The sequence below is a fragment of the Erwinia sp. LJJL01 genome (assembly GCF_047300805.2).
Lineage (GTDB): Bacteria > Pseudomonadota > Gammaproteobacteria > Enterobacterales > Enterobacteriaceae > Erwinia > Erwinia aphidicola.
Map to the genome: position 1 here is coordinate 2,447,489 of NZ_CP178576.1, position 22,496 is coordinate 2,469,984.

At 59.2% G+C, this 22,496-nt stretch carries 18 protein-coding genes and 3 tRNA genes; 14 read left to right on the forward strand and 7 right to left on the reverse strand.

What is annotated here, in order from left to right:
- Positions 1 to 2: 2 nt before the first annotated feature.
- Positions 3 to 716, reverse strand: a complete 714-nt coding sequence (locus ACLI4M_RS12085; RefSeq protein WP_133624879.1) for a 4-carboxy-4-hydroxy-2-oxoadipate aldolase/oxaloacetate decarboxylase — start codon at positions 714 to 716, stop codon at positions 3 to 5.
- On the reverse strand, positions 713 to 1,453 hold the full coding sequence (gene galB / locus ACLI4M_RS12090; protein WP_133624878.1) for a 4-oxalmesaconate hydratase: 741 nt from the start codon (positions 1,451 to 1,453) through the stop codon (positions 713 to 715). Before galB ends, ACLI4M_RS12085 begins: the two co-directional genes overlap by 4 nt.
- Before the next feature lie 165 nt (positions 1,454 to 1,618).
- Between galB and ACLI4M_RS12095 the strand changes: the two genes are divergently transcribed.
- On the forward strand, positions 1,619 to 2,803 hold the full coding sequence (locus tag ACLI4M_RS12095; protein WP_133624877.1) for a LysR family transcriptional regulator: 1,185 nt from the start codon (positions 1,619 to 1,621) through the stop codon (positions 2,801 to 2,803).
- Positions 2,804 to 2,860: 57 nt separating this feature from the next.
- Here ACLI4M_RS12095 and mscM read toward each other — a convergent pair whose 3' ends face one another.
- From mscM to rsgA, 3 genes are all read right to left on the reverse strand, one after another.
- A complete protein-coding gene (gene mscM, locus ACLI4M_RS12100) occupies positions 2,861 to 6,196 on the reverse strand; it encodes a miniconductance mechanosensitive channel MscM (protein ID WP_133624876.1) in 3,336 nt (1,111 codons plus the stop codon).
- Positions 6,197 to 6,205: 9 nt separating this feature from the next.
- Entirely contained in the window at positions 6,206 to 7,105 is a 900-nt protein-coding gene (gene asd / locus ACLI4M_RS12105; RefSeq protein WP_133624875.1) for an archaetidylserine decarboxylase, read from the reverse strand.
- Between the two features lie 97 nt (positions 7,106 to 7,202).
- The gene (gene rsgA, locus ACLI4M_RS12110) at positions 7,203 to 8,264 is read right to left on the reverse strand and encodes a small ribosomal subunit biogenesis GTPase RsgA (RefSeq protein ID WP_133624874.1); all 1,062 of its coding nucleotides are present in this window, start codon (positions 8,262 to 8,264) and stop codon (positions 7,203 to 7,205) included.
- Between the two features lie 222 nt (positions 8,265 to 8,486).
- Between rsgA and orn the strand changes: the two genes are divergently transcribed.
- The 3 genes from orn to ACLI4M_RS12125 all read left to right on the forward strand — a co-directional run bounded on the left by orn (position 8,487) and on the right by ACLI4M_RS12125 (position 9,391).
- On the forward strand, positions 8,487 to 9,032 hold the full coding sequence (gene orn / locus ACLI4M_RS12115; protein WP_048917432.1) for an oligoribonuclease: 546 nt from the start codon (positions 8,487 to 8,489) through the stop codon (positions 9,030 to 9,032).
- Between the two features lie 175 nt (positions 9,033 to 9,207).
- A tRNA-Gly gene (locus tag ACLI4M_RS12120) sits at positions 9,208 to 9,283 on the forward strand.
- 32 nt (positions 9,284 to 9,315) lie between these two features.
- Positions 9,316 to 9,391 (forward strand) — tRNA-Gly (locus tag ACLI4M_RS12125).
- Between the two features lie 82 nt (positions 9,392 to 9,473).
- Here ACLI4M_RS12125 and cynR read toward each other — a convergent pair.
- The gene (gene cynR / locus ACLI4M_RS12130; RefSeq protein ID WP_133624873.1) at positions 9,474 to 10,352 is read right to left on the reverse strand and encodes a transcriptional regulator CynR; all 879 of its coding nucleotides are present in this window, start codon (positions 10,350 to 10,352) and stop codon (positions 9,474 to 9,476) included.
- Positions 10,353 to 10,462: 110 nt separating this feature from the next.
- Here cynR and ACLI4M_RS12135 point away from each other — a divergent pair, with 110 nt between their 5' ends.
- Complete coding sequence (locus ACLI4M_RS12135; RefSeq protein WP_048917409.1) at positions 10,463 to 10,930, forward strand: nucleoside deaminase; 468 nt, start codon at positions 10,463 to 10,465, stop codon at positions 10,928 to 10,930.
- Positions 10,931 to 11,130: 200 nt separating this feature from the next.
- Positions 11,131 to 11,206, forward strand: a tRNA-Gly gene (locus ACLI4M_RS12140).
- 314 nt (positions 11,207 to 11,520) lie between these two features.
- On the opposite strand, the gene queG is transcribed toward ACLI4M_RS12140, so the two are convergent.
- A complete protein-coding gene (queG, locus tag ACLI4M_RS12145) occupies positions 11,521 to 12,660 on the reverse strand; it encodes a tRNA epoxyqueuosine(34) reductase QueG (RefSeq protein WP_133624872.1) in 1,140 nt (379 codons plus the stop codon).
- Here queG and nnr point away from each other — a divergent pair.
- From nnr to hflK, 8 genes are all read left to right on the forward strand, one after another.
- Entirely contained in the window at positions 12,659 to 14,182 is a 1,524-nt protein-coding gene (nnr, locus tag ACLI4M_RS12150; RefSeq protein WP_133624871.1) for a bifunctional ADP-dependent NAD(P)H-hydrate dehydratase/NAD(P)H-hydrate epimerase, read from the forward strand. The genes queG and nnr overlap by 2 nt on opposite strands.
- Positions 14,179 to 14,655 (forward strand): tRNA (adenosine(37)-N6)-threonylcarbamoyltransferase complex ATPase subunit type 1 TsaE, encoded by a 477-nt coding sequence (tsaE, locus tag ACLI4M_RS12155; protein ID WP_048917406.1) that lies wholly within the window; start codon positions 14,179 to 14,181, stop codon positions 14,653 to 14,655. The genes nnr and tsaE overlap by 4 nt, the downstream gene beginning before the upstream one ends.
- On the forward strand, positions 14,652 to 16,328 hold the full coding sequence (gene amiB / locus ACLI4M_RS12160) for an N-acetylmuramoyl-L-alanine amidase AmiB (RefSeq protein ID WP_133624870.1): 1,677 nt from the start codon (positions 14,652 to 14,654) through the stop codon (positions 16,326 to 16,328). The genes tsaE and amiB overlap by 4 nt, the downstream gene beginning before the upstream one ends.
- Before the next feature lie 110 nt (positions 16,329 to 16,438).
- Positions 16,439 to 18,283, forward strand: coding sequence for a DNA mismatch repair endonuclease MutL (gene mutL, locus ACLI4M_RS12165; RefSeq protein ID WP_133624869.1), 1,845 nt, complete (start codon positions 16,439 to 16,441; stop codon positions 18,281 to 18,283).
- On the forward strand, positions 18,276 to 19,226 hold the full coding sequence (gene miaA, locus ACLI4M_RS12170) for a tRNA (adenosine(37)-N6)-dimethylallyltransferase MiaA (protein ID WP_048917403.1): 951 nt from the start codon (positions 18,276 to 18,278) through the stop codon (positions 19,224 to 19,226). The genes mutL and miaA overlap by 8 nt, the downstream gene beginning before the upstream one ends.
- A gap of 101 nt (positions 19,227 to 19,327) precedes the next feature.
- Positions 19,328 to 19,639 carry an RNA chaperone Hfq gene (gene hfq / locus ACLI4M_RS12175; protein ID WP_048917402.1) on the forward strand — a complete coding sequence of 104 codons (312 nt, stop codon included), beginning with the start codon at positions 19,328 to 19,330 and terminating at the stop codon, positions 19,637 to 19,639.
- Positions 19,640 to 19,883: 244 nt separating this feature from the next.
- The gene (gene hflX / locus ACLI4M_RS12180) at positions 19,884 to 21,164 is read left to right on the forward strand and encodes a ribosome rescue GTPase HflX (protein ID WP_099753547.1); all 1,281 of its coding nucleotides are present in this window, start codon (positions 19,884 to 19,886) and stop codon (positions 21,162 to 21,164) included.
- A 68-nt stretch (positions 21,165 to 21,232) separates the two neighbouring features.
- The gene (gene hflK / locus ACLI4M_RS12185) at positions 21,233 to 22,495 is read left to right on the forward strand and encodes an FtsH protease activity modulator HflK (protein ID WP_048917400.1); all 1,263 of its coding nucleotides are present in this window, start codon (positions 21,233 to 21,235) and stop codon (positions 22,493 to 22,495) included.
- The last annotated feature ends 1 nt before the right edge of the window (position 22,496 follow it).

Below are 22,496 nucleotides of genomic sequence, written 5' to 3' on the forward strand. Positions count from 1 at the left end.
GGTTACTCCTCCAGTTGCTCAAGCGTGTCGACATAGCGCAGCCCTTTTTCCGCCAGGCGCGGGCGCATCTGATAGATATCCAGCCCCAGCTCGCCTGCCGCCATGCGCTCACGCTTGCTCTCTTCCAGCGCTTCGCGCTGCTGCGCTTTTTCCGCCACGCTGGCGGCTTCGCGGCGCGCTACCACCACCACGCCGTCGTCATCGGCGACGATCACATCTCCGGGCCAGATCGGCTGCCCGGCGCACACCAGCGGCACATTGACCGAGCCGAGCGTCTCTTTCACGGTGCCCTGCGCATACACGGCCCGCGACCAGACGGAAAAGCCCATGGCGCGCAGCGTGCGGGTATCACGCACGCCAAGGTCTGCCACCAGCCCGCGCACGCCGCGTGACTGCAATGAGGTCGCCAGCAGATCGCCGAAGTAGCCGTCGCTGCAGGGAGAGGTGGGCGCCACCACCAGCACGTCCCCCGGCTGGCAGAGTTCTACCGCCACGTGGAACATCCAGTTGTCACCCGGTGCCACCAGCACGGTGACTGCACTCCCGGCGATGCCGCAGTCCTGCTGGATGGGACGGATGGCCGGGTCCAGCAACCCTTTTCGCCCCTGGGCCTCATGGACGGTGGCGACGCCGGAGCGGGCCAGCGCGTCAATGTCGCGGCTGGCTGCGCGTGGGATCTGGCGCACGACGACGCCCTTTTTACCGATGATGCTCATGCCAGATCCTCCGTCACGCGTGGGAAGATACTCTGGTAGCCTTCGCCGTAAACGATGTCGCGGCTGCTGGTAATCCCGACGTTACGTTTGGCCTGCACGCCGCGCTGCTGCGCCACCCGCGTGTAGTATTCCCACAGATGCTCCTGCCCGGCCATGCACTGGATCGCCTGATATTTTTTGTCCCACACCGTGGTGATATCCAGCAGCACGTCCGGCTTCCAGCTGCACTGCTCAGGCTGATGCGGTTCAAAGCAGTAGACCGGCGGCGCCCCGATGATCTTCTCGCCCGGGCGGTAACCTTCGGCCTGGGCGATGATGCGCGCTTCCTGCGCCAGATGCGTGGCCATCGGATGGTCATAGTTGTACGGGTCCTGCAGCGAGTGCGTCAGCACAAAGTGCGGCTGCACGCGGCGATAGACGTCCGCCAGACGGAACAGCGTCTCTTTATCGGGGCGCAGCGGGTAGTCGCCGAGATCGAAAAATTCGATGCTGGCGCCGAGGATCTCCGCTGCGGCCTGCGCTTCGCTGCGGCGGGCCGCCTTCACTTTGGCCTCGCTCATCTCACCCTTGCGCCACAGCTTGGCCGATTCGCCACGCTCGCCAAATGAGAGGCAGACCACGTGGACGTCATAGCCCCGGGCATGGTGCAGAGCGATGGCCCCACCCGCGCGCCAGACGAAATCTGCCGAGTGGGCGCTAACCACCAGCGCGGTTTTTTGGGGGGTGTTCTCAGTCATGGCACTTCCTCCGCTGTTTTTTTCCATGCTGTCACCGCCGGCGCGGTGGCGATAATTCATTTGATTGCAGCGGGTATGCGTTTTATTTATATTGCGACATCGGACGGTGGCGAAAACAGGCAGGGGATCAGAGTGGAAAATGCAACGCAGGAACTGACAAACCTGATGCAAATCAGAGCATTCAGTCAGGTGGTCGCCCAGGGGAGTGTCTCCCGTGCTGCGGATGAATTATTTCGCACCCAGTCGGCAATCACCCGTGCAATTCGCGATCTCGAACTCACTTTAGGCGTGACGTTATTTGAGCGTCACGCCGGGGGAATGATGCTGACCGACCTCGGCAAATGCGTGCTGCCGCGCGCGCTACGGGCAATTGATGAATTGCATCAGGTGCCGCAGCGTCTGGCAAAACTGCACGGGCGCGCGGGGTTGCGCAGCGACGCGGAGCCGCTGTGGTTATTCAACGTGCGTCGCCTGCAAATTTTTATCACCCTGTGCCAGACGCGGCATATGCAGACAGTGGCGGCCCGGCTCGGGCTGAGCCAGCCAGCGGTGAGTGCAGCGCTGCGCGTGCTGGAAAACGGCGCGGGCGTCGCACTGCTGGAGCGCACCCCACACGGCATGATGCCGTCGCTGGCCGGGCGTGAAATAGAGCCTAACGTGCGGCGAGCGCTGAATGAACTGCGCCATATTCCGGCCGATATCGCCGCCCGCAGCGGGGTGCTGGAGGGGACGGTGCGGGTCGGCGCTCTGCCGCTGGGGCGCACGCGCATTCTGCCGCAGGCGATTGTGATGCTGACGGCGCGCTATCCTGGCGTGCGGGTGGTGACCAGCGAAAGCGCATTTGGCGTGCTGGCCTCTGAGATGCGCTCCGGCGATATCGATTTTATCTTTGGGGCATTGCGGCGTGATGAAGAGGCGCTCGACGTGACGCGTGAAACGCTGTTTTCCGAGCGCATGGTGCTGCTGGCGCGCCACGATCATCCGCTGGTGGGGGGCGCCATCTCCAGCGCCGATCTACGGGCGGCGCGCTGGGTGCTGCCGCGTTCGGCAACGCCTGCCCGCCATCTGCTGGACAACAGCTTTCAGGCAATGGGCATCCCGGCGCCTAATCCGGTGGTGGAAACCGGCGATCTGGCGCTGGTGCGCGGGCTGCTGATGCAGTCAGATATGCTGGCGGCGGTCTCCGCGCATCAGCTGGAAGTTGAGCTGGCCTCCGGCGCGCTGGTGGTGCTGCCGGTACCGCTGCCGGATACCGAGCGCGCCATCGGGCTGACGGTGCGCGCCGGCTGCCTGCACTCTCCGGCAGCCGATGCGCTGATCCGCTGTCTGCGCGAGGTGTGTGCACCCTGACGCTGTGGTCATCAGGGGCAGCTCCGACAGCAAACCCGCAGCCGCGACATGCTTAAATTACAATCCGCCTGACTTATAATTTCTCGCCGCCGGTGCGCCGTTGCTGGCCGGCGTTTTACGACCGATAGTCTCCATGCGTACCTGGAACGGTGGGAACGGCATCTCCAGCCCGTGCTCATGATAACCGCGCAGGATCAGCTGATGCAGCTCATGGCGCAGCGGCATGCGGTGCCCCATTTCAGCGGCGTGAATACGCAGCTCAAACAGCTGAATACCCTGCTGTAAATCCACCAGGAACGCTTCCGGCTGCGGCGTATCGAGCACATAACTGCAGCGCTGTGCCGCGGTCAGCAGCACGTTGGTGACCTCTTCACTGTTGGCTTCTGCCGCAGCGGGTATGGTCAGCACCACGCGCGTCACCGGATCGGTCAGCGACCAGTTGATAAACTGCTCGGTGATGAAGGCCTTGTTCGGCACGATAATCTCTTTGCGATCCCAGTCGGTAATCGTGGTCGCGCGCGTATTGATGCGCGTGATGCTGCCGGTGAGGTCGCGGATAGTGACGGTATCGCCGATGCGGATCGGTTTCTCAAACAGGATGATCAGGCCGGAGATAAAGTTGGCGAAAATCTCCTGCAAACCAAACCCTAACCCGACCCCTAAGGCCGCCACCAGCCACTGCAGCTTCGACCAGTCGACGCCGAGCATGGAGAAGCCGCTCAGCCCGCCAATCAGGATCAGCAGATACTTGGTGATGGTGGTGACGGCATAGCCGGTACCCGGCGTCAGGCTGAGGTGCTGCAACAGCGCCAGCTCCAGCAGGGCCGGCATATTGCGCACCAGCTGGGTGGTGATAATCAACACCAGCACGGCGATCAGCACCGATCCGAGGGTGATCGGCTGCAGGTTCTCCACCCCCTGCACGGTGGTGCTGACATCCCACAGGCGGATGTTTTCGAGGAAGCCGAAGGCAGAGTGGATCTCCGACCACAGCACGATCACCGACACCAGCGCGATCAGCGTCAGGATCGAGCGCACCAGCCGCAGAGACTGTGCGCTGATGGCATCAAGGTCGATCACCGGCTCTTCCACATCGATATTATCGGCGGCGGTTTGCTGCGCGGTCAGCTCCTCTTCACTGCGTGCACGCTGTGCCAGAATTTCGGCACGGCGCTGACGGGCGCGATCAAAGGCGATGCGGCGGCGCTGGATCAGCATCCAGCGGCGGATAATGTGGTAAATCACCAGCAGCAGGAACCAGATCGCCACCGAGGTTTCCAGCCTCGCCAGCAGCGCCTGGGCGGTTGCCAGATAGCCGATGCAGGAAGCCAGCGCCGCCAGCAGCGGAATGGCGATCATCGCGTTCCACAGCACGTTATTAATAAAGTTCTCGCCGTTACCCTCTTTATCCAGGTGCAGCGGAATACCGGCTCGTTTCAGGCTGACGGTCACCATGCTCAGTGCGCCACAGATCAGGATAAAGCACAGGCGTCCAAGGGTGGCCGAGAATTCGCGGTCTTCGAGGTTATCGAAGGCGATCAGCAGCATGATCAGCGGCACCACCAGCCCGATGCACAGCGTGTAAAAGCGCATCGCACGGGCCACGCGCGCCTGCGGCCAGCGGAAATGAACGATAAACAGCCCCTGTGAGCGGGCGAAGCTGTTGCTGATCATAAACGCCCACAGCAGCGGCACGCTGGCGGTGACGCCATCGCCAATCGCCACGGCAATCGGATAGGGCCAGGCGTGCTGTAAACCGTAGCCGAGCGCCGCCCACAGCACCGGCAGCGGCAATGCCACCAGTATTGACCAGAATACGGTGCGCATCGTCAGGCTGAAATGGTCCTGCGTGACTTTGCCGACTTTGCTGGAGGCGCGTTCAAGGAAGCGGCGGAAGTGGCGGCGCGAGCTGATGCTAAAGCCGACCAGCAGGATAGCGCCGATGATCGGCAGCACGGTTTCACGGCTGGTGACCATCATCACCATCGCCCCGCCGAGCTGGCCAAGGGTATCCAGCGACAGCAGGCGCTGCAGATCGCGTGCCAAATCGAGCGGATAGCTGAAGCTCAGCGCGCTGACGTCGGCGGTCCAGAACAGATAGCGGTGGGTGGCTTCTTTGACTTCATTCAGCGCATCCACCAGCTGGCTGTTGCCCACTTTCAGCTTGGTGACTTCCAGAATCAGGTTATCGCAGCCGGAGAGCAGGGAGGTCAGCAGCTCGCGCTGGGTTTTCAGCTGCGCATCGAGGATGCGTTTCTGCTCGTTGGTCAGGTTACTGTTATCGTCCTGACGCAGCTGGCGCAGCGACTGCTGGCGCTCCAGCAGGTCTTCATAGTGCAGGCGCTGCACGCGCAGCTGGGCCATTTCACTGTCGAGCTGCTGTGGTTTGGGCATATCCGGCAGGCGTGATACCTGGGCGCGTAGCGCTTCCCCCAGCACGTTCGAGACGCCGAGCCACTGTGACTGCTCGCGGATGGTGCTCAGCGCCTGGCGCACCTGAATCGTCTGGTTAGCGGCGGTGCGCTGCTGCGAGGCCACCAGATCCATGCGCTGCGCCTGCTGGTTCAGCGCGGCGGAGAGCTCGCGGTTGACGCGGAACTGATCGGTGATACCTCTGGGCATGTCGCCGCTGTTTTCCGCCAGCTGCTCGGTGCGGGCCAGCGCCATTTCCGCTTCACGCTGACGCAGGCCGTTGAGCTGATTGCGCAGGTCCTGCAGGTAGGCATCCAGCTCGGCGGACTTGCGCTGGTGGACTTCCGCGCGCATGCGCGCCAGCTCCTGGCGATTGTTGGCCGACAGCTGCGCCAGCTCCAGCTCGTCAACGCGGGCCTTCTGCGCGGCGGATTCCGCCTGGCGCTGTGCCAGCTGAGCCTGGCCGAGCGGGGTGGTGGCAGCAGGCTGCCCCTGCAGGCGGCGTTCGATTTCATTGAGCGCGCGGCGCGCTTCGGTCTGCTGCTGCGGCAGCTGGGAAAGTGAGTCACTGATTTCGCGCGCGCGGTCCTGCTCCTGCTGTGCCTGGCGGCTCTCTTCCAGCAGCTGGCTGCTGACCTGTAGGATCTCCTGATCGAGATCGGCCGCGCTCATATTGCTGCGCAGCGTTCTGCTGCTGTCGGTCAGATTGACGATTTGCTGGCGCAGTTCGCGCGAGAGCTTAGGGAAGTCATCGATAACCTGCTGGTAATCGTTTGAGCGCTGAAGGGACTCCTCGCGCTCATCCAGCCAGTTAATCGTGCCCTGCAGGGCAGCGACAAGTTCCGCCTGATTCGCGGTCGTTTTGTCTGACTTTGCCTCATCAAGTTCCTGTTTGATCTGCGCGGCATCCGGTGCGCTGGCGGCATAAACCGGCTGGAGCAAGCTCCAGCCTAACAAAAGCGTGAGGATCAGGCGTGACATGGCGCTCTGCTATGGGTGATGGAGGACGTCTTCCGCACTCTCTTTCTGGAGTGCAATGGCCAGCGTTTCGCCAAGGCGGGTTTTGCTCTCTGCCGCCAGGCTCTCTGCCAGTTTCACTTTACCTGCCGCGAACAGGTTGATCACCGTGGAACCCAGCTTGAAGCGGCCCATCTCCTGGCCTTTCAGCAGCACCACGGCGCCTTCTTCATCGGCACCCGGCCAGCTCCAGCGCTTGATCACGCCTTCACGCGGCGGGGTCACGGTGCCGGACCAGACGGTTTCAATGCTGCCGACAATGGTGGCGCCCACCAGAATCTGCACCATCGGGCCAACTTCAGTATCGAAGCGGCAGATGACGCGCTCATTACGGGCAAACAGGTTGGGAATGTTCTGCGCGGTCAGCGGATTCACCGAGTACAGATCGCCCGGGACGTAGATCATCTCGCGCAGGATGCCGTTACACGGCATATGCACGCGGTGATAGTCGCGCGGGGCCAGGTAGGTGGTAACGAACTCGCCGTCGCGGAACATATCGGTCATCGCGGCGTTTCCGGCCAGTAGCGCTTCCAGCGAATAGGTGTGGCCCTTCGCCTGGAAAATCTGGTCACCGTGAATGCGGCCCAGCTGGCTGATGGCGCCATCGGCAGGCAGGATCAGCAGGTTTGGGTCAGTCTCAATCGGGCGGGCATCGTCACGCAGCGGGCGCACGAAGAAATCGTTAAACGTGCGATAGCTGGCGGTATCGGGTTTCTGCGCCTCTTTCATATCCACTTTGTAATACCAGACAAAAGCATCGATAACGGCTTTGGTCAGCCATCCTGCACGCTTGCTGGCACCCCAGCCTGCCAGTTCAGTCAGGGCTTTTTTAGGCAGTATATTATTCAGGCCGAGTTTAATACGATCTAACACGTTAGCCTCCTGGCTTGGCAAGACACTCGATAAAAGGGGGCGGATTGTAGCAGCGCCGGCAGGATTAGGCTATTGCCTGCCTGCGGGCGCGCCCCGGTCAGTCTTTGTCCGTGGTAAAGTTGCGGCGCGTTTTCGCCTGCACTTCAGACATCGTTTCCAGAATCAGGTGGTAGTTAACAAAACGCGATTCGTCGATCTCACCTTTTTCCACCGCTTCGCGGATGGCGCAGCCGGGGTCGGTGTCATGCTTACAGTCGCGGAATTTGCAGCCACCTAAATAGTCACGGAATTCGACAAATCCCTGAGTGATTTGTTCCGGCTCCAGATGCCATAAACCAAATTCACGCACCCCCGGCGAGTCAATCACATCGCCGCCGTGCGGGAAGTGGTACAGGCGTGATGCGGTGGTGGTGTGCTGGCCCAGGCCCGAGTTATCGGAGACGTCATTGGTGAGGATCTCCGCGCTGCTCAGCTCCAGCCCCAGCAGCGCATTCAGCAGGCTGGATTTGCCCACGCCCGACTGCCCGGCAAAGATGCTGATACGGTCGGTGAGTGCGCTTTCCAGCTCTGCCAGGCCCTCTTTGCGATGGCTGGAGACCATCAGCACCTTGTAACCAATGTGGCGATAGATATCCATCTGCTCGTCGACGAACTTACGGCCATCCGCATCCAGCAGGTCGGTTTTGTTCAGCACGATCAGCGGCTCCACGCCGAGCGTTTCGCAGGCCACCAGATAGCGGTCGATAATGTTCAGCGACAGCTCGGGCAGAATGGCCGAGACCACCACGATCTGATCGATATTGGCGGCAATCGGTTTGACGCCGTCATAAAAGTCAGGGCGGGTCAGCACCGAGGTGCGCTCGTGAACGGCTTCAACAATGCCTTTGACCGTGGCTGCGCCTTCAGCACCCGGGCGCCACAGCACGCGGTCCCCGGTCACCAGCGAACGAATAGTCCGGCGGATGTTGCAGCGGTGAACGGAACCATCCGCATCTTCCACATCGCAGTGCATACCAAAACGGCTGATCACCACGCCATCACGCGCTTCCCCGAACAGATTGTCATCTGGCTCGGGTTTATCAGCACGCTGCTTCAGGCGACGATCGTGGTTGGCACTTACGCGACGTTGCTGACCTTTGGATAGTTTGTTTTTAGTCACTGTTCCTCACACCCTGTTCGGCATATTTCGCCCTGGCAGGGCAAAACGTCTATCATACACGCTACTTAACTATGCAGCCTATACTCTAAATAATTCGAGTTGCAGGAAGGCGGCAAGGCTGCGAGTCTCCGGGAGCATAGTAAACTATGTGACCGGAGTGAGTAGACGCAGCTAACGCATCTGCAACTTGAAGTATGACGAGTATACGCCGTGGGACCCTATATGACTGCTAATGCTAACAACCTGATTTGGATTGACCTTGAGATGACCGGGCTGGACCCGGAGCAGGACCGGATTATTGAGATCGCCACGCTGGTGACCGATGCCGATTTAAACATCCTTGCGGAAGGCCCGGTGTTTGCCGTGCATCAGTCCGACGCGCAGCTGGCGCTGATGGATGAGTGGAACGTCAATACCCATACCCACAGTGGCCTGGTGGAACGCGTCAAGGCCAGCCAGTACGATGACCGCGCCGCCGAGCTGGCGACGATTGAGTTTCTTAAACAGTGGGTGCCGCACAACAGCTCGCCGATTTGCGGCAACAGCATCGGCCAGGATCGCCGCTTTCTGTTCAAATATATGCCGGAGCTGGAAGCCTACTTCCATTATCGCTATCTCGACGTCAGCACCCTGAAAGAGCTGGCGCGCCGCTGGAAGCCGGAGATCCTGCCAGGCTTTAAAAAGCAGGGTACCCACCAGGCGATGGACGATATTCGCGAATCCGTGGCCGAGCTGGCCTATTACCGCGAACATTTTATTCAGCTTTAATTGCCTGAAAGCAGGCTGTTTTCGCGCCAGATTGCCGATTAAAACCCCATTACGCTGTTTTAATCGGCAGTCAGACATAAAAGTGAAAATTTTTAGCGGGACAGGGTTGCTACAGGATAAAATCCTCGTATAATGCGCACCCCGTACCGGTGAAGAATTTACATCGTTACGCAGAGCGGGAATAGCTCAGTTGGTAGAGCACGACCTTGCCAAGGTCGGGGTCGCGAGTTCGAGTCTCGTTTCCCGCTCCAAATTACGTTTTAGCCGTATCAGCACCACCCAAGCGGGAATAGCTCAGTTGGTAGAGCACGACCTTGCCAAGGTCGGGGTCGCGAGTTCGAGTCTCGTTTCCCGCTCCAAATTCAGTTTGCAGATTCCGCTCTGTAAGCAATTAAAGAAAGAGCCGCAAGGCTCTTTTTTTATGCCTGTTTTTCGCGCGGCTTAGCTGGCAAAGCTCAGTCTGGCGAGGTCGATAAACGCCCGCGCCGCCGCCGTCTGATAGCCCCCTTTTCTTTGCAGCAGCACCGCCGTTCTCTCCAGCAGAGAAGGGGAGAGTGCAACCGCCTTCAGCTCCCCGTTTTCCCGTGCAATCTTCGCCGGTAACAGCGTGGCCAGCTGCGTGCGCCGCACGATCTCCACCACCGCACTGACCGAACTGGCTTCCATCTGCACCTTTGGCCGCAGCTGGTGCTGGCGGCAGTAATAGTCAATCTGTTCGCGGGTGGCATATTCGGGCGTCAGCAGCACCAGATGCAGGTCGTTAAGCGCGCTCAGCCCGATTTGGCTCTCAATGGCCAGCGGATGATGGCGGGCAACGACCAGCGCCAGCGTCTCGCTCAGCAGCGGCTGGGCGTCGATATCGGCCTGCACGCCGTCGGCAAACCCCAGCGCCAGGTCCAGCCGGTCAGCCAGCAGATCCTGCTGCATCTGCTCCTGCGGCATTTCGCGGATCGCCAGCGTAATCGACGGATACTGCTGATGAAAGCGTGCCACCAGCGGACCAAGCAGGTAGCCGGTAAACGTCGGGTTGATGGCGATGCGTAACGCGCCACGGCTGAGGTTGTCGACGTCGTGGATAGCCCGTTCGCCCGCCGACAGCTCGCGCAGCGCCTGCTGCGCATAGCGGGCATACACTTCACCGGCATCGGTCAGGCGTACTGTGCGGCCGGAGCGGTCAAACAGTATCGCCCCGAGCGTCTCCTCCAGCTGTTTAATCTGCTGGGACAGGGCGGGCTGTGAGACGTAGAGCGCGCTGGCAGCACGGGTAAAACTGCCGTGCTCGGCCACGGCCAGAAAATAGTGAATATGGCGCAACAGCATACCGCTTCCTATAACTTCAGCTTATAGCGTTGATTATAAATGCGACTTTTACATTATACCAATGCGCGCTTAACCTCAGTGCTGTCACTACTGCTAATGAGGAGAAGATCATGGATTTTGTACAACGCACCGTTGACCTGGCGCTGAAAAACGTTGAAGAGGGCGGGCGCCCGTTTGCCACGGTGATTGTGCGCAATGGCGAAGTGATTGCGGAAAGCGCCAATCAAGTTGCGCAGACCAGCGATCCGACCGCGCATGCGGAGATCCTCGCAATTCGTGAAGCCTGCACTAAGCTGGGCACGGAAAACCTGACCGACTGCGAAATTTATATTCTCGCCAGCCCGTGCCCGATGTGCCTGGGTTCGCTCTACTACTGCAGCCCGAAAAAAGTGGTCTATCTCACCACGCGCGAAGACTACGCGCCATTCTACCAGGATGACCGCAAGTACTTTGAGCTGGACACCTTCTATGCTGAGTACAGCAAGCCGATTGCCCAGCGCCGCCTGCCGATGGTTCAGCAGAAGAGTGGCGAGGCAATTAAGGTTTATCAGCGCTGGCAACAGCTGAACTCTCAGTAACCAGTCAGCTGGCCAGCCCGCTGGCAGGCGCAGTGCGTGCTGTTGCATTTGTGAGCAACATGAATTTTTTTTGACGCAACGCTTGCCAGCACCATTAAACAGGTACATAATGGCGACCTCTCCTCAGAAAGAGGGGGTTAAAAATCAGTATAATCAATAACTTACAGGTTTTTAGCGCAGTAAAGCAGCACCACTCCTAAGCGGGAATAGCTCAGTTGGTAGAGCACGACCTTGCCAAGGTCGGGGTCGCGAGTTCGAGTCTCGTTTCCCGCTCCAAATAAAATTTTTTCTCATTTAGCCCCATACTTATCCACAGCGCCAGACGCCGTGCGCTCGCTAATTTACGCTCTCTGAAATAATTTTCTAAACAGACTTATCCACAGCTTCTGTTGCCGCACGCTTATCAGCTAAAATGGGCAAAATCTTACATGACTTGTGTAAGTCATTGATTTTAAGTTTATTGTGATTATTTCAAAATGTTATCTGGATCGCTTGTGCTTTCTGTGACGCTTGAATGACAACGAGTTTTTATTTTTATTCACAGCATGTGGAAAAGATTTCGCGTCGGTAATATTCAGCGTGTTGTGCATTTAAGCATCACGGGGTAAGCCTTTCTCCACCACCCGCACCAGGCGTTTTTGCTGGCTGCTCTGCACTTCAATCGTATTTTCATCTCTGCGCGCCAGCTGGCAGGCTATCGCCCAGTGGATATGCTCATCCAGCATGCTGTTTTCACCCAGCCGCGCTTGCAGCGCTGACAGGTGGGCTTGGTCCCACGGGGCATTCCCCAGCGCCACCGCAATATTGCGCAGCCAGCGCAGATGACCAATGCGGCGGATAGCCGACCCTTCCGTCACGCGCAGGAATTTTGCTTCATCCCAGGCAAACAGATCGGTCAGCGGCGGAGCGTGCAGCACCGCACGTGGGCTAAAATCATCCTCATCGGTAAGCTGGCCGTAGCGGTTCCACGGGCAGATCAGCTGGCAGTCGTCACAGCCGTAAATACGGTTACCAATCAGCGGTCGAAACTCTTCCGGGATTGCGCCTTCTAACTCAATGGTGAGATAGGAGATGCAGCGGCGGGCATCGACGGTGTAGGGTTCAACAATGGCGCCGGTTGGGCAGGTCGTGATACAGGCGACGCAGCGCCCGCAGTTCTCCTCAACCGGCTGATCCACCGGCAGCGGCAGATTGACAAGCAGCTCGCCGAGGAAAAACCAGGAGCCGGCTTCACGATTGAGGATCAGCGAATGTTTGCCGGTCCAGCCCAGCCCGGCTTTCGCCGCCAGCGGGCGCTCCAGCAGCGGAGCGGAGTCAACAAAGGGGCGGAACTCAGCCTGTTCGCAGTGCTCACGGATCATATCGCCAAGCTTTTTCAGGCGGTTGCGTAATACTTTGTGATAGTCACGCCCCAGCGCATAGCGACTAACATATCCGAGACGCGGATTTTTTAGCGTGCTGGCAAAGGCGGCTTTGGCAGGCAGGTAATTCATCCGCACGCTGATCACCCGCAGCGTGCCGGGCAGCAGTTCATGGGGACGGGCGCGCATCATACCGTGACGCGCCATCCAGTCCATCTCACCGTGATATTGCTTATCCAGCCAGGCCTGCAGCCGCGGCTCTTCCAGCGTCAGGTCGGTATCACAGATACCCACCTGCTGAAAGCCGAGCGCCAGCCCCCACTGTTTAATATCCAGGGCGAGTTGATTGAAATCGAGAGGATGCGACATGAATAACCTGAACCAGCAGAAAGACTCTGACAGTTTACCCTATTCTGTCTGGCCTGTAGAGGCGTTAGCCCGGCTGGAGCGCGAAGGGGCCGATGCACTCGGCCTCACGCTGTTCGAACTGATGCAGCGCGCCGGCGAAGCGGCATTTGCGCAGCTGCGCCAGCGCTACCCTGCGGCTCAGCACTGGCTGGTGCTGTGCGGGCATGGCAATAACGGCGGCGATGGCTATATCGTGGCACGGCTGGCGCAGTCCGCCGGGCTGACGGTGACGGCGATCGCCGTGGAGGGCAGCAAGGCGCTGCCGGAAGAGGCGCAGCAGGCGCGCGATGGCTGGCTGGCGGCGGGCGGCGCGATCCACGATGCGGCGATCGCCTGGCCGGAAAAGGTGGAGGTGATTGTCGATGCGCTGCTGGGTACCGGCCTCAACCGGGCTGTGCAAGCGCCGTATGACCAGCTGATTGAGCAGGCTAATCGCCATTCAGCGCCGATTTTTGCCGTTGATGTACCCTCGGGGTTAGTGGCTGCTAACGGCACAGCGCCCGGCAGCGTGATAAATGCCGACCATACTTTAACGTTTATTGCCCTTAAGCCGGGATTACTGACCGGCAAGGCGCGTGACCATGTCGGGCAGTTGCACTTTCATGCGCTGAGTCTGGATAGCTGGCTGGACACCCAGCCCGCGCCGCTGGCCCGTTATGATGGCACCAGCCTGACGCAGTGGCTGCAGCCGCGTCGGCCCACCTCGCACAAGGGCGATCACGGCAAGCTGCTGGTGATTGGCGGCGACCACGGCACGGCGGGAGCCATCCGCATGACCGCCGAGGCCGCGCTGCGAAGTGGAGCTGGCTTAGTGCGAGTACTTACTCACAAAGACAACCTTGGCCCGCTGCTGACCGCCCGGCCAGAACTGATGGTGCAGGAACTGAGCGCGGCCGCAATGGATGACGGTCTGGCGTGGGCCGATGTCATCGTCATTGGCCCCGGTTTGGGACAGAGTGCATGGGGCAAAAAAGCCCTGAACAAAGTAGAAAACTGCCAGAAACCGATGCTTTGGGACGCTGACGCGCTTAACCTGCTGGCAATCAGCCCCGATAAACGTCAAAATCGAATCATTACGCCGCACCCCGGTGAAGCGGCCCGCTTGCTCAACTGTAAAGTCAGTGAAATTGAGAGTGACCGCTTACTTGCTGCAAGGCGCCTGGCGAAGCGTTATGGCGGTGTCGTGGTGTTAAAAGGTGCCGGAACGTTAATCGCCGACGCCGGCGGCAGCATAGCGATAGCGGATGTGGGTAATGCCGGTATGGCCAGCGGGGGCATGGGAGATGTGTTATCTGGTATCATCGGCAGTCTGGCAGGGCAAAAGCTCTCACTGTACGATGCCGCCTGCGCAGGGTGCGTAGCGCACGGAGCGGCGGCCGAAGCGGTGGCAAAACGTCAGGGTACACGCGGGATGTTAGCCACCGATCTGTTTGCCGAGCTGTATCTGTTTGTCAATCCTGAGATGTCGAATACAAAAGAATGATGACCTGTGAAATTGCGTTGCCCGATGAGGCAGCAACCCTCGCACTGGGTGCCCGCCTGGCCCGCGCCTGTGACGGCGCGGCGACCCTTTATCTCTATGGCGACCTGGGTGCGGGTAAAACCACCTTTAGCCGCGGATTTTTGCAGGCGCTGGGGCATCAGGGCAATGTTAAAAGCCCGACCTATACGCTGGTGGAGCCTTATGAACTGCCCGATCGCCGCGTCTATCATTTTGACCTTTATCGCCTCTCCGACCCGGAAGAGCTGGAGTTTATGGGCATTCGTGATTACTTCGGCGCGGACAGCCTGTGCCTGGTCGAATGGCCGCAGCAGGGCGCAGGCGTCTTACCCGAGCCCGACCTGGAGCTGCACCTTAGCTATGTCGGCCACGCACGCCAGGCCCAACTGCGCGCCTGCTCGCCCGCGGGCGAAACCATGCTGCAGCGCGTTGCTGCTGAGCAGGGTGAGGCATGATGCTGCGTTTTAAATCCTGGTGCCTGCTGGCCCTGTTCTGCTGCTCGTTTAGCGCGCTCTCCGCCAATCTTTCCGATATCAAAGTCTCGAACGGCAGTAATCAGGCGGAGGTGACGCTCAGCTTTAGCTCACAGCCGATCTACGCTTTCTTCCCGCTGCATAATCCGGAGCGCGTGGTGCTCGACATCCGCCAGAGTGCGGTGGTGCAGGGATTACCACTGACCTTCAGCGGTGAGAATATCGTGAAGCGCATCCGCTCCAGCAACGCGCAGGACAGCCAGAGCATCCGCCTGGTGTTTGAACTGACCCAGCGCGGCAAAACGCGGGCGGTCACCAAGCGCAGCGGCAGCAATTACAACGTGGTGTTCACCATTTCCGGCACGCAGCCGGCGCAAACGGCCAGCCGCAGTGCGCCGGTCAGCAGCGCGACCGCCTCACGCCCGGTCAGCAGCACGCCGCCTAAAAGCCCATTCGATGCCAACCCGGTGACGGCAGTGAGCAGCGGTAATCAGGTGGCACGGCCGCGCAGCGCTGCCAGCAGCAATGACACGGTGATTGTGGCGATCGATGCCGGGCACGGTGGTCAGGATCCGGGCGCGATTGGCGGCGGCGGGCTGAAAGAGAAGAATGTGACCATCGCCATTGCCCGCAAGCTGAAGGCATTGCTGAATGCCGACCCGATGTTTAAAGGGGTGATGACGCGCGATGGCGACTACTTTATCTCGGTGATGGGCCGTTCGGACGTGGCGCGTAAGCAGAACGCCAACCTGCTGGTCTCGATTCACGCCGATGCCGCGCCAAACCGCAGCGCCTCCGGTGCATCGGTATGGGTGCTGTCGAACCGCCGCGCCAATAGTGAAATGGCAGGCTGGTTAGAGCAGCATGAGAAACAGTCTGAACTGCTGGGCGGGGCCGGCGATCTGCTGGCAAATAGCCAGGCGGATCCCTACCTCAGCCAGGCGGTGCTCGACCTGCAGTTCGGCCACTCGCAGCGGGTGGGATATGATGTCGCGGTAAAAGTGATTGCTCAGCTGCAGCGCGTGGGCGCACTGCACAAGCGCCGACCGGAACATGCCAGCCTGGGCGTTCTGCGCTCGCCGGATATTCCTTCCCTGCTGGTGGAAACCGGCTTTATCAGTAATCCTTCGGAGGAGCGACTGCTAGGCAGTAGCGCATACCAGCAGAAGATTGCCGAGTCGATTTATAAAGGCTTACGCAACTACTTCCTGGCGCACCCGCTGCAATCAATCCCAAAGGAGGAAAACCGTCCGTTGCAGTCCGCAGCGGCGGTTGAGGTAGAAGCTAACCCGGCCCCGGCAGGCACAGAGTACAGCGGCCCGACGCAGCGCCACGTGGTGAAACGCGGTGAGACGCTGTCCGGTATCGCCGCGAACTACGGCGTCAGCATGACGACGCTGCGTGCGATGAACACTCTGAAAAGAGACGTGGTGTGGGTCGGACAGCGGCTGAAAGTGCCGGCAGGCAGCAGCAGTGCGGCGACGGCCAGCGTGGCCAGAAGTAAAAAGCCGCTGCGCCATAAAGTGGTGCGCGGTGACTCGCTCACGGCGATTGCGGCCAAATACGGCGTCAGCCCGCAGGCGATCCAGCAGGCGAACAAAATGAAGTCGCAGAATGTGATGCTGGGCCAGACGCTGAAGATCCCGACGTCATAATCACGCGCGGACCGAAAAAGAGGGTCCGCCCCTACAATGTTCGCTGTCGTTTGTAGGGGCCGATCTTTTTTTCCGATCGGCCCGTGCCAAAACGAACTCAAGGATACATCATGCCCATCCAGGTATTACCGCCACAGCTTGCTAACCAGATTGCCGCCGGAGAGGTGGTTGAACGCCCGGCTTCGGTAGTCAAAGAGCTGGTGGAAAATAGCCTGGATGCCGGTGCCACGCGCATCGACATTGATATCGAGAAGGGCGGCGCCAGGCTGATCCGCATTCGCGATAACGGTTGTGGCATAGGTAAAGACGAGCTGGCAATGGCCTTAGCGCGCCACGCCACCAGTAAAATCACCACGCTGGATGACCTTGAAGCGATTATCAGCCTCGGATTTCGTGGTGAAGCGCTGGCCAGTATCAGTTCGGTTTCACGCCTGACGCTGACCTCGCGCACCGAGGCGCAAAGTGAAGCCTGGCAGGCCTATGCTGAAGGGCGCGATCAAAGCGTCACGGTGAAACCGGCCGCGCACCCGGTCGGCACTACCCTGGAAGTGCTGGACCTGTTCTATAACACCCCGGCGCGGCGTAAATTTATGCGCACCGAGAAAACCGAATTTACCCATATTGATGAAGTGATCCGCCGTATTGCGCTGGCACGCTTTGATGTGGCGATCTCCCTCAGCCACAATGGCAAACTGATGCGCCAGTACCGCGGCGTCAGCGATAACAGCCAGCGCGAGCGCCGTTTAGGGGCGATCTGCGGCACCGCTTTCCAGACCCATGCACTCAAAATTGCGTGGCAGCACGGCGAGCTGAGCCTGCACGGCTGGGTCGCCGACCCGGTCGGGTCGAAAGCGCTGCCTGAGCTGCAATATTGTTACGTCAACGGGCGTATGATGCGTGACCGCCTGATCAATCATGCCATCCGCCAGGCCTATCAGGATAAGCTCGGCGATCGGCATCAGCCCGCTTATGTACTCTATCTCGAGATCGATCCGCACCAGGTGGATGTCAACGTGCATCCGGCGAAACACGAAGTGCGCTTCCATCAGTCGCGGCTGGTGCACGATTTTATCTATCAGGGCGTGGTCAGCGCGCTACAGGAAACCGGTGCGGAAAGCCTGCCCGACGTGACCGATTCCGCGCCCGCTGAACGCTGGCAGCCGGAAAACCGCCAGGCGGCAGGCGGCAATCACTTCGCCACGCCGGCACCGGCAGCGGCGCCGCGCCCGGCGGCAGCGTCGGGTGGCGGAGGGGGGGGCAGCAGCAGGCCGCCGCCGCTGCCTCCGACCTATCAGCAACGGGAAGGTGCGGTGTATCAGCAGCTGCTGAAAACCCCAGCGCCCGCCCGCAGCGAAGAGCCTGCTGCGCAGCCGGTAAAAGAGCCACCGCTCGGCGCCCACGTTCACAGCTTTGGCCGCGTGCTGACGGTGGTAGAGCAGCAGTATGCGCTGGTCGAAGGGAAGAGAGGGCTGGCGCTGGTGGCGTTAGCGGTGGCGGAGCGCTGGTTAAAGCAGGCGCAGCTCGACCCTGGCAACGAGGCGTTAAAACCGCAGCCGCTGCTGATTCCGGTCCGGCTGAAGCTGGAGAAGGCGGAACGAGAGGCGGGTAGCAGCAGCGCGGCTTTATTAAACCAGATGGGTATCGACCTGCAGTTTGACGGCCATCATGTGATGCTGCGCGCCGTGCCTTTACCATTACGCCAACAAAATTTACAAAACTTGATTCCAGAAATGTTAGGGTATTTGGCCCGGCAGCAGGATGTTTCAGTCAGCCAGACGGCGCAGTGGTTAGCGCGCCAGGCGGTCTCTGAACATCAGCACTGGAATCACTCGCAGGCGATCTCCCTGCTGGCTGAAGTCGAACGACTCTGCCCGCAACTGGTGAAATCGCCACCTTCTGGATTACTGCAAGATGTCGATCTTGCGACGGCGATGAATGCCCTGAAGCATGAGTGAACAATCCACGGCTGGCCTGCCTAAGGCAATATTTTTGATGGGGCCGACGGCCTCCGGCAAAACCGCACTGGCGATTGCATTACGTCAGGCGTTACCGGTTGAGCTAATCAGTGTTGATTCGGCGCTGATCTACCGCGGAATGGATATTGGCACCGCCAAGCCTTCTGCCGAAGAACTGGCGCTTGCGCCCCATCGTTTGCTGGACATCCGCGACCCGGCTGAAACCTATTCAGCCGCTGAGTTTCGTCGCGATGCGCTGGCTGAAATGGCGGAAATTACCCAACGTGGGAATATTCCGTTGCTTGTTGGTGGCACCATGCTTTATTACAAGGCGTTGCTGGAAGGATTGTCGCCGTTGCCCTCGGCGGATCCAGAGGTACGTCAGCGTATAGAGCAGATGGCGAGTGAAGAGGGCTGGGAAGCACTTCACCGCCAGTTATGTGATGTAGATCCCGTTGCTGGACGTCGTATTCATCCGAATGATCCCCAGAGACTCTCGCGAGCACTGGAAGTTTTTTTTATTTCGGGTAAAACTTTAACGGAACTGACAAAAACATCGGGCGAAGCTCTGCCGTATGATGTTGCCCAGTTCGCCATCGCACCCGCGAGCCGCGAGCTGATCCATCAACGAATTGAGCAGCGCTTTCATCAGATGCTGGCGTCAGGATTTGAAGCGGAGGCTCGGGCGCTCTTTGCACGAGGTGATTTGCATACGGACATGCCTTCCATTCGTTGTGTTGGTTATCGCCAGATGTGGTCATTTTTATCCGGTGAAATTGATTACGATGACATGGTTTATCGGGGGATTTGCGCAACCCGGCAGTTAGCTAAGCGCCAGATAACCTGGTTACGCGGCTGGAAGGACGTTCACTGGCTTGACAGCGAACAGCCTGAAGCGGCGTACTCCCAAGTGTTACAGGTTCTTAGTGCGAAGCATGGGTGATTGTGTACAATTGGTCTGTTTTCTTGCGCAAATTTTTACGTCGTATTTCGAACCGCAGGGTTCTTAAGTTACAAACAACAAGCATATAAGGAAAAGATAGAATGGCTAAGGGGCAATCATTGCAAGATCCGTTCTTGAACGCACTGCGTCGCGAACGTGTTCCGGTTTCGATTTATTTGGTAAACGGTATCAAACTTCAGGGCCAGATCGAGTCGTTTGACCAATTTGTTATTCTTTTGAAAAACACGGTTAGCCAGATGGTGTATAAGCACGCGATCTCTACCGTTGTTCCGTCCCGTCCGGTCTCCCACCACAGTAACAACACGGGTGGCGGAAGCAGCAACTATCATCATAGTGGCAGTAACCAGGGGGCGTCTTCTCAGCCTTCACAAGACAGTGAAGATGCTGAATAAGTAGCGTGGCTGTCCCTCCACGACGGGGAGTCTTTGGCATTCAGGTTCCCCGTCCTGGCGATGATACTCGAATAATGAACAAGAATTAAACAAGAGAACTATCGCTGATTTCCTCATCTCACCCCGGTTGGGTGGGATCATAAAAACGCCGTCTGGCAAGCTGGACGCGCATTTTGAATCTGGTATTAACGCTGTATGGCCCCAACGCGTAGCAGGTTTAACAAGGTACTGAGAGGTTTTAAGTTTGTTTGACCGTTATGATGCCGGTGAGCAGGCCGTACTGGTTCACATCTATTTCTCGCAAGACAGAGATACGGAAGATTTGCAGGAGTTCGAAACCCTGGTCTCTTCTGCTGGCGTAGAAGCGCTGCGCGTTGTCACTGGCAGCCGCAAAGCGCCACACCCCAAATATTTTGTCGGTGAAGGAAAAGCTGTCGAAATCGCCGAAGCGGTAAAAGAGAGCGGTGCCACCGTGGTGCTGTTCGATCACGCCCTGAGTCCAGCGCAGGAGCGCAACCTTGAAGCGCTGTGCGAGTGCCGCGTTATTGATCGCACCGGGCTGATCCTCGATATTTTTGCCCAGCGTGCGCGCACCCATGAAGGTAAATTACAGGTTGAGCTGGCGCAGCTGCGCCATCTGGCCACGCGGCTGGTGCGCGGCTGGACGCACCTTGAGCGCCAGAAAGGCGGTATCGGTTTACGCGGGCCGGGTGAAACCCAGCTGGAGACCGACCGCCGCTTGCTGCGCAATCGCATTACTCTGATCCTCTCCCGCCTTGAGCGCGTCTCGAAACAGCGCGAGCAGGGCAGGCAGGCTCGCAACAAGGCCGATGTGCCGACCGTATCGCTGGTGGGTTACACCAACGCCGGTAAATCCACACTGTTTAACCGCCTGACCACGTCCGAGGTTTACGTGGCCGACCAGCTGTTCGCTACCCTCGATCCGACTCTGCGCCGCGTTGACGTGGTGGATGTGGGCGAAGTGGTGCTGGCCGATACCGTAGGCTTTATTCGCCACCTGCCGCACGACCTGGTGGCCGCGTTTAAAGCCACGCTGCAGGAAACCCGCGAGGCCGCGCTGCTGCTGCACGTGATTGACGCAGCGGACGTGCGGGTCGATGAGAACATCGAAGCGGTAAACGAAGTGCTGGAAGAGATTGAATCCGATGAAATCCCCAGCCTGCTGGTGATGAATAAAATCGATATGCTTGACGGTTTCGTCCCGCGCATCGACCGTGATGAAGAGAACCTGCCAATCCGGGTCTGGCTCTCCGCCCAAAGTGGAGAGGGCATCCCGCTGCTGTTCCAGGCGCTGACCGAGCGCCTGGCCGGTGAGATTGCGCAGTATGATTTACGTCTACCGCCGGCTGCAGGGCGGCTGCGTAGCCGTTTTTACCAGTTGCAGGCGATAGAAAAAGAGTGGAATGAAGAGGACGGTAGCGTGGGATTACACGTGCGCATGCCGATCGTCGACTGGCGCCGACTGTGCAAACAGGAACCGACGCTGGTGGATTACATTGTTTGACTGATGTTGCCTGACACGCGTATCCCGGCTTGGGATACCACCGCACACACAATTAATGGAGTATAAACATGGCGTGGAATCAGCCCGGGAATAACGGACAGGACCGCGACCCGTGGGGAAGCAGCAATAATCAAGGCGGCAACTCTGGGGGAAATAAAGGAGGGCGCGATAAGGGGCCTCCTGATTTAGATGATATCTTCCGTAAGCTGAGCAATAAGCTTGGTGGACTGGGCGGTGGCAAAAAAAGCGGCGGTGACGGGTCAGGTAACGGCAGCGCACCGCGCAAGCCGGGCAGCGGCGGGCGTCTGGTTGGCATCGTGGCCGTGGCCGTGGTGGTGATCTGGGCCGGTAGCGGCTTCTACACCATCAAAGAAGCCGAGCGCGGCGTGGTGACACGCTTCGGTAAGTTTAGCCATCTGGTCGAGCCAGGTCTGAACTGGAAACCGACCTTTGTCGATCAGGTACGTGCGGTGAACGTGGAGGCGGTGCGCGAGCTCTCTGCTTCCGGCACCATGCTGACCTCGGATGAGAACGTGGTGCGCGTTGAGATGAACGTGCAGTACCGCATCACCAATCCGGAACGCTACCTGTACGCGGTGACCAGCGCCGATGACAGCCTGCGTCAGGCAACCGACAGCGCCCTGCGTGGCGTGATTGGTCGCTCGACCATGGACCGAATTCTGACCGAAGGGCGTACCGTGGTGCGTAGCGAAACCCAGCGCGAGCTGGAAGAGACAATTCGCCCTTACGATATGGGTATTACCCTGCTGGACGTTAACTTCCAGACGGCGCGCCCACCGGAAGACGTTAAAGCGTCATTCGATGATGCCATTGCCGCACGTGAGAACCGTGAGCAGGCGGTACGTGAAGCCGAAGCCTACGCCAACGATAAGCTGCCGCGCGCCCGTGGTGATGCGCAGGGTATCCTTGAGCAGGCTCGTGCCTACAAGTCCCGCGTGACGCTGGAAGCCCAGGGTGAAGTCGACAGCTTTGCGCGTATCCTGCCGGAATACAAAGCCGCACCGCAGATCACCCGCGAGCGTCTGTATATCGAAACCATGGAACGTGTTCTGTCACACACGCGTAAGGTACTGGTTAACGATAAAGGCAACAGCCTGATGGTGCTGCCTCTCGATCAGCTGATGCGCGGCCAGAGTGGCGCGGCATCCGGCAATAACCAGAGCGGAAGCAGCAGCCTGCTGCGTCTGCCACCCGCTTCAGGCAGCAGCGAGCGCGCCAGCAGCAGTTCGTCGTTCAGTCCGGACGACATCATGGATCAGCGCCGGGTGAATGCTCAGCGTAACGATAGCCAGCGCGAAGGGAGAGAGTAAT